Genomic DNA, 17,194 nt, shown 5'->3' with positions numbered 1-17,194 from the left:
ATGACAAAAGTAGTACACAAATTTGGCGGCTCTAGCCTTAGTTCTGCAGCGCGCTATCAAGCGGTTGCTAATATCATTTTAGGCCAATGCCAAAGAGGTGATTGTGTCGTTGTGTCAGCAGCGGGTAAAACCACAAATACGCTAGTGAAGTTATGGCAAAGTTATTTACAAAAAGATGATAATGCCTTTAATGACATCTTATTGCAGGTGGAAAACCATCAAAATCAACTGCTGACAGAGTTGTTTACGAGTCAGCAAGCAAATACTCTATTAGAAAAGCTAAAAGATGAGCTACAGAGCATTGCAAAGGCGGCAGCAGATTTAAACTTACATGAAGCATCGTTATTGGCACATGGCGAAGTATGGTCTGCACGTCTGCTAGCACATTTATTGTCGACATTAAATGTCAGTGCACTTGATGTAGATGCGAGAAGTTTATTTACCCAGCATCAAGGTCAATTGTTACATGCACAAAATAAACAAGCGTGTATAGAACAATTAAGTGGCGAAAAAATTCACATAGTGACTGGGTTTATTGCCTCAGATTGTGACGGTAATACGATCACTCTGGGCCGCAATGGCAGTGATTATAGTGCAACCCTGTTGGCTAATTATATTGATGCGCAGGCTGTATCAATTTGGACTGATACTCACGGTGTGTTCAGTACCGATCCGCGTAAAGTAAGTTCAGCAATTAAATACCCTAAGGTTTGTAGAGCGCAAGCGAATCTGCTTGCTCGTCTTGGTAATCCTGTGTTGCATGCAAAAACGTTATCACCACTGAAAGACACCAACATTAAACTTCAAGTGCGTAGTAGTTATGACCCTGAAGCCGTAGGCACGGAAATCGTGAAACAAGGTTATAGCAAAGATAAGCGGTTTATCACCACATTTGAGGAACTTGATTTAATTCGGGTTGAGGGACTTGCTACGGGTGAGGTGCGAACCTTAAGCCAATTAATACAACATAGTATTCACCACTTTAGTAAGGGTGGTGAAGATTATCTCCTAGTACCGAGTAATGACACCCATGCTGTAGCTAGCCATTTGCAAGGCAGGGGGAATATTGTTGAGTCTCACTTGAGAGGCTTGGCAATAGTAGCGCCTAGCCATGAAACACATCAATTAACTCAGCAAGTGGCTGCGGTTTTAGAGCAGCAAGATGTGGTTGTACGTTTTACTCACAGTGATGGGCGTTATGCATTATTCTTGACAGATCAATCTATCGATAGCGATGTACTTGCTATTTTACATGATAAGGTAGTCAATAAAGGCCGAGAATTAGCTGTGATCATTGCGGGCCTTGGCAATGTGGGCGAAGTGTTCGTTGATCAATGTCAAAAGCAAGTTGAGAAGTTACAAGCAAACTTTGATCTAAAGATTGTGGCTTTGGTTCGCTCTAAAGAAATGTTGTTTTGCCCAAGTGGTATCAATATTCAAAACTGGCAACAGCAATGGCGAAGCGAGGCGCAAAGCTACCAGCAGTCAGATTTGCTTGAGCGTATCGGTGAACTCGACTATGAGCACAAAGTAGTGATTGATATTACTGCCAGCGATGCTTTTAGCGATATGTATCCGAGTTTTGTGGCACATGACTGTCATTTGATAAGTGCCAATAAATATGCCGGTACAGCAGCACAAGCTTGGTATGGAAAACTACTTGAGCAATTACAAGAGCGCAACTTACACTGGCGTTATAACACGAGTGTTGGTGCTGGATTGCCGATCAATTTTGCATTGGCTGATTTGCAAAACAGTGGGGATGCTGTGACGCGTATAGAGGGGGTATTCTCTGGAACTCTTTCTTGGCTATGTAGTAGCTTTGATGGTACTAAACCTTTTTCTGATTTGGTGTTAGAAGCACAGGGGATGGGCTATACCGAGCCGGATCCGAGAGAAGACTTATCAGGTCGAGATATGCAGCGTAAATTGCTTATTTTGGCCAGAGATCTAGGACTTGAACTAGACGTTGAAGATATTGCCCTAGAGCCATTGATGCCAGAACATTTGGCCACAGGTGATTGGGACTCTTTTCTTGCTAAGCGTCAGGATTTAGATACATTTTATCAGTCTCGTTATGAGCAGTCGCAATCTGAAGGCAAGGCACTGCGTTACACAGGGGCTTTAGATATCGATGAGCAAGGTCAGGTTAGTGCTAAAGTTGGCATTGCCTATGTTGAGGCTGGCAGTGCAATTGCGAATTTAACCCCTGGTGACAATATTTTTGTGATCACCAGCCAGTGGTATGAAAGTAACCCGTTAGTGATCCAAGGGCCGGGTGCCGGTAAAGAGGTGACAGCAGCTGGGATCCACTCTGATTTATATTGGTTAACACAAAAGCTCAAATAATAGAGTTGTTTACATAAACGATATTTTGCCAATTTAAAAGGCCATGCACTGCATGGCCTTTTTGTTTTTCTGTTATCTAAAATAATTCTTCTGACGCTGGCAGGCTATCGTCAAAAGGTGTGCTACTGCCTGAGTCTAAAACATACTTTGTCGGAGCGGTTCCTCGTTCAAAATATTCAAAGCGGCTGGTGTAGTCATTTTTTTCACTCAGTAGACCCGTTTTTAAATCAATACGTATTGATACAAGCCCAGGAGGGGGCTCTATGGGTGCCAATGGCTCTTCTTGGAGCGCATGACGCATAAAACTCACCCAGGCAGGCTGTGCCGTCGTCGCACCGGCTTCCCCACCTACAATCTGCTTTTTGCCCAAGTTAGTATTGTAAGCCGCGCGACCAAGTGGTTTGCTGGCATCATCAAATCCAACCCAAACTGTGGTAAGTAAATTTTGGTTAAAGCCGGTAAACCATGTGTCAACGGCATTATTTGTTGTGCCGGTTTTGCCTGCCAAGTCTTTTCGCTTAAGTGTCTGAGCTCGCCAACCTGTCCCGGTCCAGCCTGTTTTATGTCGCCAACTGCCGCCACCCCAGATGGCACTTTTTAATGCATCGGCAACTAAAAAGGCATTCTTTTCCGAAATGATCCTAGGTGCGCATGTATACGGATCGGCTTCAAGTGCTTCTTCACTGCACACACGCAATGGACTTGCTGTGCCTAACTCATTGCCAAACGCATCGGTTAGTCTGTCAATAAAATAAGGTTCAATTAGGTGCCCACCATTGGCAAATGCGCTCATTCCTCTGGCCATTTCTAACGGTGTCATCGCGGCACTACCTAAGGCGAGTGATTCGCTACGTACCACATCTTCGTCACTAAATCCGAATTTGAGAATGTGATCTGCAGTGTTGTTTAAACCAACACCGCGCATTAAGCGGATTGATACAACATTTTTAGATTGCGCTAATGCTCTTCGAATACGAATTGGTCCACTGTATACATCTGGGCTGTTTTTCGGTCGCCAAGCCACTCCTAGGCTGTTATCCCAGTGGTTGATGGGCGCATCGTTAATAATTGTGGCAAGCGTATAGTCACCTTCCAAAGCTGCGGAGTAGATAAAGGGCTTAATGTTTGAACCCACCTGTCTCTTCGCCTGAACCGCCCGGTTATATTGACTTTGCTTAAAGCTGTAACCACCCACAAGCGCTTTGATTTGACCGCTTTGAGGATCAAGAGACACGAGTGCACTTGCCGGCTGAGGAAGTTGACTGAGAACCCACTTTTGTTCACTTTGACGCACCCATATTTGCATACCTGGAGCGAGAATATCGCTGGCAACTTTTGGCGCTCTACCTTGGCGTCGCTCTGTGATATATGCTCTGGCCCAGTTCATTGCGCTCCAATCTAGCGTAATGGTATTGCCAGAAGGCATGACAATGGTGGCTGACTGTTCTTCTAGTGCTGTTACTACCGCTGCATGTAGTGGTGCGATGGCTTTTACTTTTTTCAGTCGAGCGGTGATCTGTTCTGTTGTCCACGGAGTTTCTTCTGGTTGCCAATAGCGAGCGTTGGGCCCTCTAAAGCCATGACGCCTATCATAGTCGTGTAGATTGTTGATGAGTGCTTGCTGAGCTGCGGCTTGGTCGGCTGCATCGACAGTGGTATAAACCCTGAAACCTGAATTGTAGGCGGTGTCAGTACCATACTTTTCAACCATATATGCGCGTACCATCTCTGAAATGTACGGTGCGTATAGCTCTATTTCGGCACCATGGCGTTTTGCAGTAATTGGTGCATTTACAGCGGCATGATATTCGGCTTGTGTAATGTATTTCTCGGCAAGCATTCTGCCCAATACCACATTTCGTCTCGCTTTGGCTCGAGTTGGGTTGCGTATTGGGTTTAGTGCTGATGGCGCTTTTGGTAGGCCAGCGATCATGGCCATTTGAGGTAACGTCAACTCATTGAGTTCTTTACCGTAGTATACTTGTGCTGCGGCTCCAATACCAAACGAGCGGTGGCCTAATTCGATTTTATTGAGGTAGAGCTCAAAAATTTCATCTTTGCTCAACAGCCGTTCAATGTGCAGCGCAATAAAAATTTCTTTGACCTTACGTATATACGCCTTTTCTCGGGTCAAGAAGAAGTTTCTTGCGAGCTGCATGGTAATGGTACTTGCCCCTTGCTTTTTTTGCCCTGTGCTAACTAAGACAATAAACGAGCGTACAATCCCAATAGGATCAATACCGAAATGCTCGTAAAAACGATTGTCTTCTGTCGCCAAAAATGCATTGAGCATAGGCTCTGGTACATCAGATATTTTAACTGGTATACGGCGTTTTTCACCAAATTGATTGATGAGCTTTCCGTCGCGTGTAAAGACCTGCATTGGAGTTTGTAGCTGAACATCTTTGAGCACTTTGACGCTGGGAATATCGGATTTCACATAGAAATACAAGCCGATTAGAATCAGTACGCCAAAAAGGCCAAAAACGAAAACAGTCTGTAATAATCTTTTTAATAAATTCACGAATTTATCCCTAGTGAGACTCCCAATTGCAAGTGGACGCTGTTAGTATATCCTGATTAAAAAACGATTAATAACTTTTGCGTAAATTCTTCAACCCGAACAGGTGTTAAATAATGCACCGTTGTTGTTTGGTAAGTATAATGCATAATACTTAAGGCGTATCAAATGTTAACTTCTAACCAAGAGCGCCAAAATAACGACTAATTTAAATACTTGGGTAAATTGCATGTTCGATCAAATATTTAAAAAGCACGCACCAATGATGGTTGGAGTAGATATTGGCTCACACTGTGTAAAAGCCGTGTTGCTTGCCGAGTCCAGTGCAGGTTACCGGGTCGAAGCTGTCGCGATCGAGCCTTTACCTAAAGGTGCAATGAAAGAGCGCGCTATTCAAGATATCGAAGCAATTGGTCGTGTTATCGCTAAATTAAAAAAGCGTCTTCCCAAAGGCACACAGTTTGCGTCAGTTGCTGTATCTGGTCAAACAGTCATCACGAAAATGATTTTTATGGATGTTTCGTTAACTGATGCTGAATTAGAGTCGCAAATTGCAATTGAGGCTGACAGTTTGATCCCATATCCATTGGATGAAGTCAGTTTGGACTTTGAAAAGTTGTCAGTAAATGAAGCGGATCCCTCTAAAGTGAATGTACTGCTGTCTGCTGCTCGAACTGAAAGCGTACAGGCTCGAGTAGGTGCACTTGAAGAGTCTGGGCTTAAAGCCAAGGTAGTCGATGTCGAAAGTTATGCTTTGGCACGCTCAGTGGATGTACTCTATGAGCAATTGCCGTCTGATGCCTATGACAAAGTTGTCGGCATTATTGATATCGGCGCAGTTGTAACCTTGATTAGTGTGGTACAGTCAGGCAAGACTTTGTATACAAGAGACCAAGTTTTCGGCGGTGAACAATACACTAACAGCATTGTTGCTTACTATAATAAAACTTTTGACGAGGCGGAACTTGCGAAAACAACCGGTGATCTTCCTCCAAACTATACTTTTGAAGTACTCGCGCCATTTCAAACTTCTCTCTTACAGCAAATAAGGAGAGCGCTGCAAATGTTTATGACCACCAGTGGGCATGATCAAGTGGACTATATTATTTTAACTGGTGGAACTGCACTTGTTGAAGGCTTAGACAGACTACTGGTTGATGAGTTAGGTGTGCATAGCATTATTGGTGATCCATTTGCGAATATGGAAATTGCTCCTAAAGTAGATAGAAGTGTACTTAACCGCCATAGTGCGCAATTCTCGATAGCGACGGGACTGGCATTGAGGAGCTTTTCTGCATGCCACATATAAATCTACTCCCTTGGCGAGAGCAGCAACGACAGGCATCGCAACAAAAGTTTTTGACAATTTTGGCCGTTATTGTCGCGACCAGTTTGGCACTTATGTACTTAATGGGTACATTTTACGACGGACTAAGGCAGGGTCAGGAGATAAAAAACCGTTACCTGCAAGGAGAAATTGCTAAATTAGATGAGCGGATAGGCGAGATTGAAGGACTGAATAAACAAAAAGAAAACTTGCAACGTAGAATACGATTGATCGAAGTATTACAAAGCAACCGAAACTTAGGTACTCAGATTATCGATGAAGTAGCTAGGGTAGTGCCTGCCGGTGTTTATCTGACAAGCTTAGAGCGCACTGAAGATATGATTAAAGTTGTTGGGCGCAGTGAGTCTAATAATCGTTTATCGCAAATGCTTCGCGCTGTGGAGTCATCTTATTTACTAGAAAAACCGGTTATTCAAGGTATCGTAGCTGGCAGTAATGACGATAGATTGCTGAGTGATTTTATGATGCACTTTTACGTAAAATCCTTTGAACAGATGGAGCTTGAGCGTCAACAAAATAGCAGCGTCGAATCAGGAGTACCTAAATCGTGAAGCTTGATATCAAAGCATTGCAAGAAATCGACTGGAATGAAGTTGAGCTAGATAATATAGGTGAGTGGCCACTACCAGTTAAAATCATCTGTTGTTCGCTAGTTGTATTGGTCATGCTGATCATTGGCTACACTATGTTGGTTTCAACGTCGATAGACAGGTATGAGTCGGCAGTGAGCAAAGAGCAAGAATTACGTAAAAATTACCGCATCAAGTATGGCCGAGCCAATAATTTAGAGTTATATCGACAGCAAATGCTGGATATGGAAGATCAATTTTCCCAACTACTCAGAAAGTTACCGACTTCTAATGAAACGCCCGGTTTATTGGATGATCTAACCTATGTAGGTACTTCCAGTGGTTTAACCTTTTTAAAAATAGGCTGGTTGCCAGAAGTTAAAAAAGAATTTTATACAGAACTACCAATAAATCTTGAAGTTGTCGGTACTTACCATGAATTTGGCGAATTTGTCAGTAAAGTTGCGCAGCTACCTCGAATCGTGAGCTTGCATGATTTTAGAATTGAAAACGCAGGAAATAACGCGTTGGTTTTTGGGGTGGTTGCCAAAACTTATCGATATGAGCAAGGAGAGAGTCAATGATTCGGCTTGCGCCAACCTTGCTCACTTTACTGTTCATTGCTGGGTGCAATGATGATACCGCAGAACAAAAAGAATTTATTGATCGGGTCCAAGCCAGTGCAACGCCGTATATAGAGCCAATTCCTGAAATGATGAACTTTGAACATTTTCAGTATCAGGCGTCCGATCTACGAAGTCCTTTTGTTGCCCCTCAGCCTGAAGTGATTGAAAATCGGTTAGTACAAATTAAAAACTGCCTTCATCCAGATCCAGAAAGGTTGAGAGATCCATTGGAAAAATACCCATTGGACAACCTTATAATGAAAGGCATAATTGCAACAGAAGTAACAACTTGGGCATTGATCAAAGCTGCTGACCAAGGTTTATATAGGATCAGAGAGGGGCAGTATATGGGGCTCTATCATGGCGAAGTAGTTGGTGTGCACTCTGATAGAATTGAGTTAATGGAGCTTATCCCTGACGGTACTGGTTGTTGGAAAGAGCGACTCACAACAGTTGAGATGCCTGAAGCTGAAGAAATGGGCGCGAGTGAATAATAAAAAGGTGATACGACTATGACGCGCAACCTAGCAAATAGTTTTGCGAAAACATTAATTGGCGGTGCATTTTTAGGGGCTTCTATGCTCTCTTATGCTATCCCCATGCTCTATGATGTACGTTACAACCCAATAGCCTCGGGAGAGACTGAATTACAGTTGGTGTTCGATGAACAGCTAGAAACCGAGCCTCAAGTACAAGTTTTGAGTGAACCTGCGCGATTGGAACTGTTTTTTGTTGGTGCGGAATTCGAAGAAAGCCTCAAGGAGTTGGCGATCAATAAAGCAGGGATCCGTGCAATTAAAAGTAATATGGAACCTGATGGCTTTAAAATTACTATCATGTTGGAAGAGTTAAAGTTATATAAGACAACGGTCAAAAATAACTTGGTGTATCTACAGGTATCTGACCAGCCAATTCCAGACGAGAGCTCAGCCGAACAAGCAAGTCAATATATTAATGGAATTCAAAGTATAGACTTTAAACGTACCTCCGAGGGGGCGGCACAAATTCTCGCATTTTTAGATTCGGCGCAAAGTGCAATAGATGTGCAACAAGTGGGTGATAAAATCATCGCAGATTTCCACCATATAAGTATTCCGGACGAGCATTTATATGAGCTGGATGTAACAGACTTTGGCACCGTCGTTGGTAAAATTGAAACGTTTCGAGAAGATACTAAAACGCGAATTGTTATTGAGCCAAACTCTGCGTTTAAGTTCAACTATCAGCAGTTAGAAAATATTTTCACTTTGACAGTTGAGAAAGACAGCAATGAATTTCAATTTGGTGAAAGCAAATCCTATCAAGGGCAACCTATCACTTTAAATTTTCAAGATATCCCGGTTCGCTCTGTACTACAGATAATTGCGGATACCAATAATTTTAACTTGGTAACCAGTGATTCAGTATCGGGCAATATTACGTTGCGCTTAGATGGGGTCCCGTGGGATCAAGCGTTAGATGTGGTGTTACGAGTTAAAGGCCTTGATAAGCGTATGGAAGGATCAATCTTGATGGTTGCACCTTCTGAGGAGTTGAGTGCGCGAGAAGCAAAAGAATTGCAAGCGAGAAAACAAGTAGAAGAGCTAGAGCCTTTATATACTGAATATATTCAGCTGAATTATGCGAAGGCGCAGGAGTTTTCCGACTTGCTTAAAACTGACGTAAACTCAATTATCAGTTTACGTGGTAGCGTCTCTGTCGATGCGAGAACAAATACATTATTAATTAAAGATACCGCACGTAGTATCGAAAGTATCAGGCGGATGGTTGAGAAGCTCGACGTTCCTGTCAAACAGGTACGTATTGAGTCTCGTATGGTGACCGTGACGGATAATATTCAAGAAGATTTGGGGATCCGTTGGGGATTTAGTGATCAGCAGGGCAATGATGCATTATCAGGTAACTTAACTGCTGCTGATTTATTGTCGGGTGGGACGATCCCGGGACTGGAAGATAGATTGAATGTAAATCTACCAGCGCCTTCTACTGCTGCGAGTGTTGGTATGCACATTGCCAAGCTGTCTGACGGAACGTTAATAGACTTAGAGTTGTCGGCACTTGAGCAAGAAAATAAAGGTGAAATCATTGCGACGCCAAGTATTACAACGGCCAACCAAAAAACGGCCCGAATAGAGCAAGGTACAGAGATCCCTTTTGTTGAAGCGTCCTCTAGTGGGGCAACGGCTGTTGAATTTAAAAAGGCCGTGTTAAGTTTGGAAGTAACACCGCAAATTACACCAGATAATAAAATTATTTTAGATTTAATTATCACTCAAGATACGCGAGGTGATACAGTACAAACCGCCAATGGTCCTGCAGTGGCAATTAACACCCAACAGATCCAGACCCAAGTATTGGTCGACAACGGCCAAACTGTTGTTCTTGGCGGTATTTACCAGCAAGAAACAACAAATGCGGTGAGTAAAGTACCACTTCTTGGAGATGTGCCGTACCTTGGGGTGTTGTTTAGAAACACTAAAGAAATTAATGAAAAGAAAGAGTTATTGATTTTTGTCACGCCCAGAATTATGAATGACAATTTGTAATGGTGATAAATTAACAAATAAAGGCGGATTTTACGCCTTTTGACTTGAAATGTTGAATAGAATACTGAGATAATCCCCTCCTTAATTTTGGGGCCAGGTCGTTAGGCGGGGTTTTATTTCAAATTTTAGAGTTCGTTTGTACTAAATAGATATGGCTGAGAAACGTAATATATTTCTAGTAGGCCCTATGGGGGCTGGTAAAAGCACAATTGGTCGTCACATTGCCGATCAGTTACACCTTGAGTTTTTTGATTCAGATCAGGAAATAGAGCGCCGCACGGGTGCTGATATTGCTTGGGTCTTTGATATCGAAGGAGAAGAAGGTTTTCGTAAGCGTGAAGAAACTGTAATTTCAGACTTAACTGAGAAGCAGGGTATCGTACTGGCGACAGGCGGTGGCTCAGTGATCAGTAAAGAAGTGCGCAACAAACTGTCAGCTCGTGGGATTGTAGTATATTTAGAAACGCCCATTGAAAAACAAGTGGCTCGAACACAGCGAGATAAGCGCCGTCCTTTATTACAGACAGGTGAAGACTCAAGAAAAATTTTAGAAGATTTGGCTGAGCAACGAAACCACTTATATAGCGAAGTGGCTGATATTGTTGTACGCACTGATGAGCAAAGTGCCAAAGTAGTCGCAAATCAAATTATCGATAAATTAGATTTTTAATTGCCAATATAAAAAGGAGGGTGTAGTGATGCTTGAATTGAATGTGGATTTAAACGAGCGGAGCTATCCCATCTATATTGGAGAAAATCTACTATCGGATAAAGGGCGATTAATTGAACATGTAGGTCAAAGTCGCCCTGTGATCATTAGCAACGAAACAGTTGCTCCTCTCTATCTCGAAGTCATTGAATCTCAACTCAGCGACTTATCTCCACTACACTTCATTATTCCAGATGGTGAACAATACAAATCCTTAGATTGGTTTGAGAAAATTTGTGCTTTCTTGCTTGAAAATAACTGTGGTAGAGATACTTGCTTAATCGCCCTTGGGGGCGGTGTTATCGGAGATTTAACTGGGTTTGTTGCGTCAGCATATCAACGTGGTGTGCCATTCATTCAGATACCAACGACTTTGCTTTCTCAGGTAGATTCATCTGTTGGTGGTAAAACGGCTGTTAATCACCCTCTTGGGAAAAATATGATTGGCGCGTTTTATCAGCCTAAAGCCGTTTTTATCGATACAAGCTCATTAAACACCTTGCCCGCACGCGAATTTTCCGCTGGCATGGCTGAAGTGATAAAATATGGCCTGATCTATGATGCTGATTTTCTTACTCGTTTAGAAAGTGATGCAGCCCAATTAAAATCGCTTAATATTGAGAGTCTCAATCAAATTATTTATCGCTGTTGTGAAATCAAAGCAGAAATTGTTGCTAAAGATGAAAAAGAAGCAGGTTTGCGCGCTTTACTCAATTTGGGACATACCTTTGGTCATGCAATTGAGGCGCAAATGGGCTATGGCAATTGGCTGCATGGTGAAGCGGTTGCAGCAGGTATTGTACTGGCCATGGAGCTTGGACAACAGCGGGGTGACATTAATACAGCTGAAGTAACGCGTGTGTGCAATTTGTTGGCTCAATATGATTTGCCTACTTCACCCCCAAGAGAAATGACGTCTGAACAGTTTATTCACCATATGCGCAAAGACAAGAAAAATAAACAAGGCAAAATCAGATTTATAGTACCCACTTCGCTGGGGGTATGTGAGTTGGTAGATGACGTGTCTGACGCTAATGTAGGCCATTTAATAGGGCAGTAATGCAGTCTCAAATATTGCCAAGCCGTTCTGCCTTGGTCGATAGAATTGCAATGCAATTTGAATATGGGCAGAGCTTAATTTGTCTGGTCGGTAATTCAGGCTTAGGTAAAAGTTATTTGGCTGAAAGCTTTATTACTGATAAATACAGTGATTTTTCGAAAGCCTTTATCCAATTAAGTGCACATTCCAAAGATGTCGATATTATTCGACAACTCATGGAGCATACTTTTCGTGCGCCACTGGTGGATCAAAAACTTTCCCTGACGGAAAACTTCTTCGTTTTAAACAGTGAACAGCCAGCAGAGCCGTGTTTATGGGTACTTGATGGTGCAAGACACCTCAGTGATGAACTGATCCAGGAGCTGCAAAACCTCGCAGTAAGAGCGCCACATACCTTATACATTTTAGTGACCGCACAAGCTCCCAATATGCTGCCAAATGCATTGGATATTCATTTGGAACCGCTTTCGCATGCTGAATCCAAGCAATTGATGAAAATGTTTTTTACGCAATTGCCACCAGATGATGATCCTATATTTAAAACATTCATAACCGAAGCTCGGGGTAACCCTAGTGTGCTGCTTGATTGGAAACAAGAAGAGCAGCAGCTTGACTTGAGAGCAGATTCACAACCAAAATTAAAACAAAAGCACTTTTTTATTGCAGCCTTTTCATTGATCCTCACCCTGTGTTTGGTTGCCGCTTTGTACAATAAACAGTTGCTTGATCTACTTGGGGAAAAGCAAGAAGTAGCAAAACAGCAGACTGCTATTTTATCTGAGCCGACAGTGCTTGAAGCAGAGCAAGTGCTTGAAGCAGAGCAAGTGCTTGAAGCAGAGCAAGTGCAACCAAAAGTTGACGTGGTATCTAAGGTGGCTAAACACGCAGCAGAGGTACAAAATAAACCAGAGCAAGAACAAGTCTCAGCGGTATTAAGCGCATTGCTATCAGCGCCTACGAAAAGTGCAATGAATAGTGAAATGGCAGTCGACACTAAGAAGCACAGTGAAGTTACTTCCACAGAGCTCGCTCCTGAGCCTGACGAGCAAGAGGTAGAGCAAGTTGCTACAGCGTTACAGCCTACTAAACGCACTGAGAGTTCAACTGATGCTAACGTTCAAGTAACGCCTAAAAATACCGTTCACAGAGTAGATGTATCTCACGATAATCAGTGGTTTTTATTAAGGTCTGATACAGAGTGGAGCATTCAGTTATTGGCCGTGACAGAAAGAAAAGTAGCTGATGATTTTATTGCCAAGCACGCTTTGCCCAACATTAAAGTGGCTGAAGTGAGAAGAAATGGCAAAGTTTGGTGGTTTGTTACTTTGGCACCTTTTGCCCAGCTAGATGATGCTAAGCTGGCTCGTGGTAATTTAAATGCTGAATTGTTGGCTGCTAAGCCCTTTTTTAAACGGATCTCCCAAATAAAGCAGCAAATCCAACAGTCACAGTAAAAAAAATAGTGTAAAATCCCGCTACTTTTGAGTAATTAGATCGATCATGCAGAAAAAAACCAGAGCCTTTCTTAAATGGGCGGGCGGAAAATATAGTTTAGTGGAGGAAATCACTAAACGATTGCGCAGTGCAAACAGTGAGGCAGAAACTTTGGTTGAGCCTTTTGTAGGTGCTGGCTCTGTGTTTTTAAATAGTGACTTCAAGCGTTATGTGTTGAATGACATTAATGCCGATTTAATTAACTTGTATAAAGAAATTCAGCGTGCACCTGATGAATTTATCGCAGATGCGAAAAAGTTGTTTGTTGAACAAAATAACTGTGCAGATGCTTACTATGAATATCGTCAGCAATTTAACGAGTGCGTTGATGTCTATGAGCGGGCTATTTTATTTCTGTATATGAATCGCCATGGCTACAATGGGCTGTGTCGATATAATTTAAAGGGGATATTCAATGTGCCCTTTGGTAAATACAAAAAGCCCTACTTTCCGGAAAATGAGTTATACCACTTTGCAGAGAAGGCTCAAAATGCAACCTTCACCTGTTTAAGCTATGAGCAAGTGTTTAAACAGCTACCTAAAAACTCAGTGATTTATTGTGATCCTCCCTATGTACCACTGAGCAAAACAGCCTCTTTTACAAGCTATGCAAAGGGTGGGTTTAACCTCGATGATCAAGCCCAACTGGCAAACCTAGCTGAGCGTGCGGCATTTGATAACAACAAACCAGTGCTTATCTCAAATCATGAAACTGTATGGACGAGAAAAATATACAGTGAAGCGCAACTGGATGTAATCCAAGTAAAAAGAACAATCAGTCCAAAAGGTAATGGGCGCAATAAAGTCAATGAGCTGATGGCGCTGTACAGTGCACAACCATCGCGTAATTACTGACTTTGTGCGGTAGCAATAACGCCATTAACAAGAAAAATTAAGAAAACAACGAACATAACTACGAAAAGGGTTCCGATAACGGCGTATGGCCAAAAGTGATTGCTCTTGAAGTCGTGGTGATATTTTTTGTGGCTTTGTACGCCAAACATAGCAGCGAGGACGCTTTGAAAGATGCTTAAGAAAACCATCATGATGCGTCCTTTATGCTGTCAATTAAATTTTAGAAATGCTCGAACTGTCTTGTTGGTCATCAGAGCCAATTAAGAGCTCTAATAAGTCTAGGTAGTGAAACTGTGCATTGCTGCTACCACCAGTTAACCACGCATACCAACTTGTATGTGCTTCGCGTTTGCAGTGCTGTTCATTGTAATTGTAAGTTGAGTCGACACACTCACACTGACTAAACTGCGCAGTTTCAATATCGTCATCTCCAAATGAAAATACACCTACCGAAACCACAGCTGCGATTGCCAACAATACCGTCCGTGTTTGAAGCCATGTTACCATAACTATCCCCTCAGCGATTAGCTATCCTTAAATAGTACACTATGGATATTTATTAAACAATCAGTTTATCTCTTTTCTCTGTAAGTTGCTCGCAAATTGGCCATTGCTTGCTCGTGTATTTCCGGACAATTTGAGTTAAAGTAGCGGCGGAAGCTAACTTTAAGGGGAACTCATGTCTTCAGTAAATGCACAACCTGAATTTCTAATTGCACCATCTATTTTGTCAGCCGACTTCGCACGTCTAGGTAGCGATGTTGAAAAAGTAATTAATGCAGGTGCAGACGTCGTGCATTTTGATGTGATGGATAATCATTATGTACCAAACCTGACATTTGGGCCAATGATCTGTGAGGCACTAAGAAACTATGGTATTACTGCGCCAATTGATGTGCATTTAATGATAAAACCGGTAGATGCGTTGATCCCAAGCTTTGCCAAAGCGGGGGCTGATATCATTACATTTCACCCAGAGGCGAGTGAGCATGTTGACCGCAGTCTTGCTTTGATAAAGGAGCAGGGGTGTGAGGCCGGTCTGGTACTTAACCCTGCTACGCCGTTGCATTGTCTTGACTATGTTATGGACAAAGTTGATCAAATATTATTAATGTCAGTAAACCCTGGCTTTGGTGGGCAAAGCTTTATTCCCAATACACTCGATAAACTAAAACAAGTCAGAGAGCGTATTGAGGCGTCAGGCAAAAAAATTCGTTTGGAGGTTGATGGTGGTGTCAAAGTAGACAATATTGCGCAAATTGCAGCAGCAGGCGCAGATATGTTTGTGGCAGGATCAGCCATCTTTAATCAACCGGACTATAAATCGGTAATTGATGCGATGCGTCAAGAGCTTGCTAAGGTAAGGTAATGAATATTCAGGGAGTTTTACTCGATCTTGATGGCACCTTAGTCAACAGTATTCAAGATATGCACTTAGCGCTCAATTTAGCGCTATCAGATGTTGCTTTTCCAGTAGTTTCATACAAGCAGGTACAGCTATGGGTCGGAAATGGCATAGATACACTCGTCCAACGTGGACTGAGCTGTGATAGTGACATTAATCCTGACCTCTCAGCTACGCTTGTAAAACAAGCAACGGAGAGATTTAAAGCGCACTATCAACAATTAGTGGGTGAGTATGCCGAGCTATACCCAGGTGTAGAAATAGGTCTATATGAACTCGGCAATGTGCCAAAAGCATTAGTGACAAATAAAGATAGAGCATTTACATTACAACTTTTGCAAAAGCTTAACATTGCCAAGCATTTTGATGTTATTGTATGTGGTGATGATGGAAACAAAAAACCAGATCCACAATTGCTTAAGCTAGCGTGTGAGCAGCTCGGTGTGAGCGCTTCTCAAGCAATTATGATAGGTGATTCAAAAAGTGATATTTTAGCGGCCCACAGCGCGGAGATACCTGTGATCGCTTTGAACTATGGGTATAATCAAGGGGAAGCACTCTCGCAATTTAATCCACAGTACCTCTGTGAGCAGTTCTCAGATATAATTCCCATTTTAACAAACCATAATTGAGATAAAGGAACAAGATGACAAAACCAGTAGTATTAAGTGGCATTCAGCCAACCGGTGGTATGACAATAGGCAATTACGTAGGTGCCATAAACCAGTGGCTTAAGCTACAAGAGGATCACGATTGTTTCTTTATGTTAGTTGATCTTCACGCGATTACAGTGCGCCAAGACCCAGCAGCTTTGCGCGAGCGCGTATTAGATGGTATTGCTATGTACACTGCATGTGGTATCGACCCAGAGAAATCTGCATTATTTGTACAATCTCAAGTGCCTGAGCATGCACAGTTAGGCTGGGTACTAAACTGTTATGCACAAATGGGTGAATTGAATCGCATGACCCAGTTCAAAGACAAGTCGTCGAAGCATGCGAACAATGTCAACGTAGGTTTATTTTCATATCCAGTGTTACAAGCTGCCGATATTTTATTATATCAAGCAGATCAAGTACCGGTAGGTGAAGATCAGAAGCAACACTTAGAGCTTACTCGTGACATTGCGACGCGTTTCAACAATATTTATGGTGATGTATTTAAGGTACCAGAGCCTTATATTCCAGAGCTAGGCGCGCGTGTTATGAGCTTGCAAGATCCATTGAAAAAGATGTCAAAGTCTGATGACAATCCCAATGCGTTTGTCTTGCTATTAGATGAACCAAAAAAGATTGAGAAAAAGCTCAAAAAAGCTGTGACGGACTCGGACGAACAGGCGCGTATTTATTTTGACCGTCAGGAGAAACCCGGTGTATCTAACCTGCTCACTTTACTATCGGTTGCAACAGGCCGTTCAGTAGAAGCACTTGTGCCAGAATATGAAGATAAAATGTATGGCCACTTGAAAAAGGATACGGCTGCTGCTGTGGTTGAAATGCTAACGCCAATCCAAGCGCGTTTTAAAGAAATTAGATCTGATCAGGCGCTACTTGAAAATATTATGCGCAGTGGTGCAGAAAAAGCAGGTGAGCGTGCTGAAAAAACACTGAAATCGGTTTATGACGCTTTAGGGTTTATTCCTCGTCCATAGCCTACTGAGTGTAAATAATAAAAAAGCCACCGTGTGCACACGGTGGCTTTTTTACTTTTAA

Annotated in this window: 16 protein-coding genes; 13 read left to right on the top strand and 3 right to left on the bottom strand. The window is 42.4% G+C overall.

Translation table 11 applies throughout. From position 1 onward, the window contains the following. Entirely contained in the window at nucleotides 1–2,349 is a 2,349-nt protein-coding gene (gene metL, locus QNM18_RS19140; protein ID WP_284138145.1) for a bifunctional aspartate kinase/homoserine dehydrogenase II, read from the top strand. 76 nt (nucleotides 2,350–2,425) lie between these two features. On the opposite strand, the gene QNM18_RS19135 is transcribed toward metL, so the two are convergent. Continuing rightward, complete coding sequence (locus tag QNM18_RS19135; RefSeq protein ID WP_211012937.1) at nucleotides 2,426–4,873, bottom strand: penicillin-binding protein 1A; 2,448 nt, start codon at nucleotides 4,871–4,873, stop codon at nucleotides 2,426–2,428. 226 nt (nucleotides 4,874–5,099) lie between these two features. Between QNM18_RS19135 and QNM18_RS19130 the strand changes: the two genes are divergently transcribed. The 9 genes from QNM18_RS19130 to QNM18_RS19090 all read left to right on the top strand — a co-directional run bounded on the left by QNM18_RS19130 (nucleotide 5,100) and on the right by QNM18_RS19090 (nucleotide 14,077). Next, nucleotides 5,100–6,179 (top strand): pilus assembly protein PilM, encoded by a 1,080-nt coding sequence (locus QNM18_RS19130; protein ID WP_023397684.1) that lies wholly within the window; start codon nucleotides 5,100–5,102, stop codon nucleotides 6,177–6,179. After that, the gene (locus QNM18_RS19125; RefSeq protein WP_211012938.1) at nucleotides 6,167–6,769 is read left to right on the top strand and encodes a PilN domain-containing protein; all 603 of its coding nucleotides are present in this window, start codon (nucleotides 6,167–6,169) and stop codon (nucleotides 6,767–6,769) included. The genes QNM18_RS19130 and QNM18_RS19125 overlap by 13 nt, the downstream gene beginning before the upstream one ends. Further along, nucleotides 6,766–7,371, top strand: coding sequence for a type IV pilus inner membrane component PilO (locus QNM18_RS19120; protein WP_023397686.1), 606 nt, complete (start codon nucleotides 6,766–6,768; stop codon nucleotides 7,369–7,371). Before QNM18_RS19125 ends, QNM18_RS19120 begins: the two co-directional genes overlap by 4 nt. Further along, complete coding sequence (locus QNM18_RS19115) at nucleotides 7,368–7,907, top strand: pilus assembly protein PilP (protein ID WP_211012939.1); 540 nt, start codon at nucleotides 7,368–7,370, stop codon at nucleotides 7,905–7,907. Before QNM18_RS19120 ends, QNM18_RS19115 begins: the two co-directional genes overlap by 4 nt. Before the next feature lie 18 nt (nucleotides 7,908–7,925). Next, entirely contained in the window at nucleotides 7,926–9,959 is a 2,034-nt protein-coding gene (pilQ, locus tag QNM18_RS19110; RefSeq protein WP_284138144.1) for a type IV pilus secretin PilQ family protein, read from the top strand. A gap of 151 nt (nucleotides 9,960–10,110) precedes the next feature. After that, on the top strand, nucleotides 10,111–10,629 hold the full coding sequence (aroK, locus tag QNM18_RS19105; RefSeq protein WP_036975093.1) for a shikimate kinase AroK: 519 nt from the start codon (nucleotides 10,111–10,113) through the stop codon (nucleotides 10,627–10,629). 28 nt (nucleotides 10,630–10,657) lie between these two features. Beyond that, nucleotides 10,658–11,728 (top strand): 3-dehydroquinate synthase, encoded by a 1,071-nt coding sequence (aroB, locus tag QNM18_RS19100; protein WP_284138143.1) that lies wholly within the window; start codon nucleotides 10,658–10,660, stop codon nucleotides 11,726–11,728. Continuing rightward, nucleotides 11,728–13,182: an AAA family ATPase gene (locus QNM18_RS19095; protein ID WP_284138142.1), complete on the top strand. Its 1,455-nt coding sequence runs from the start codon at nucleotides 11,728–11,730 to the stop codon at nucleotides 13,180–13,182. Before aroB ends, QNM18_RS19095 begins: the two co-directional genes overlap by 1 nt. 46 nt (nucleotides 13,183–13,228) lie before the next feature. Continuing rightward, nucleotides 13,229–14,077, top strand: coding sequence for a Dam family site-specific DNA-(adenine-N6)-methyltransferase (locus QNM18_RS19090; RefSeq protein ID WP_284138141.1), 849 nt, complete (start codon nucleotides 13,229–13,231; stop codon nucleotides 14,075–14,077). Here the strand turns inward: QNM18_RS19090 and QNM18_RS19085 are convergent. Beyond that, nucleotides 14,071–14,265: a DUF2970 domain-containing protein gene (locus tag QNM18_RS19085; RefSeq protein WP_284138175.1), complete on the bottom strand. Its 195-nt coding sequence runs from the start codon at nucleotides 14,263–14,265 to the stop codon at nucleotides 14,071–14,073. The genes QNM18_RS19090 and QNM18_RS19085 overlap by 7 nt on opposite strands. Nucleotides 14,266–14,290: 25 nt before the next feature. Next, nucleotides 14,291–14,584, bottom strand: coding sequence for a hypothetical protein (locus QNM18_RS19080; protein ID WP_211012943.1), 294 nt, complete (start codon nucleotides 14,582–14,584; stop codon nucleotides 14,291–14,293). 172 nt (nucleotides 14,585–14,756) lie between these two features. On the opposite strand from QNM18_RS19080, the gene rpe reads away from it, so the two are divergent. Genes rpe through trpS form a run of 3 tightly spaced genes read left to right on the top strand, consistent with a single transcriptional unit; the run spans nucleotide 14,757 to nucleotide 17,133 of the window. Continuing rightward, a complete protein-coding gene (gene rpe / locus QNM18_RS19075; protein ID WP_211012944.1) occupies nucleotides 14,757–15,446 on the top strand; it encodes a ribulose-phosphate 3-epimerase in 690 nt (229 codons plus the stop codon). Further along, nucleotides 15,446–16,114 carry an HAD family hydrolase gene (locus QNM18_RS19070; RefSeq protein WP_284138140.1) on the top strand — a complete coding sequence of 223 codons (669 nt, stop codon included), beginning with the start codon at nucleotides 15,446–15,448 and terminating at the stop codon, nucleotides 16,112–16,114. Before rpe ends, QNM18_RS19070 begins: the two co-directional genes overlap by 1 nt. Before the next feature lie 14 nt (nucleotides 16,115–16,128). Further along, nucleotides 16,129–17,133: a tryptophan--tRNA ligase gene (gene trpS, locus QNM18_RS19065; RefSeq protein WP_211012946.1), complete on the top strand. Its 1,005-nt coding sequence runs from the start codon at nucleotides 16,129–16,131 to the stop codon at nucleotides 17,131–17,133. Nucleotides 17,134–17,194 lie beyond the last annotated feature (61 nt).

The sequence above is a fragment of the Pseudoalteromonas obscura genome, assembly GCF_030135505.1.
GTDB classification, from domain to species: domain Bacteria; phylum Pseudomonadota; class Gammaproteobacteria; order Enterobacterales; family Alteromonadaceae; genus Pseudoalteromonas; species Pseudoalteromonas obscura.
Note: the sequence above shows the minus strand (reverse complement) of the source record. Positions and strands in the feature narration are given on the sequence as shown.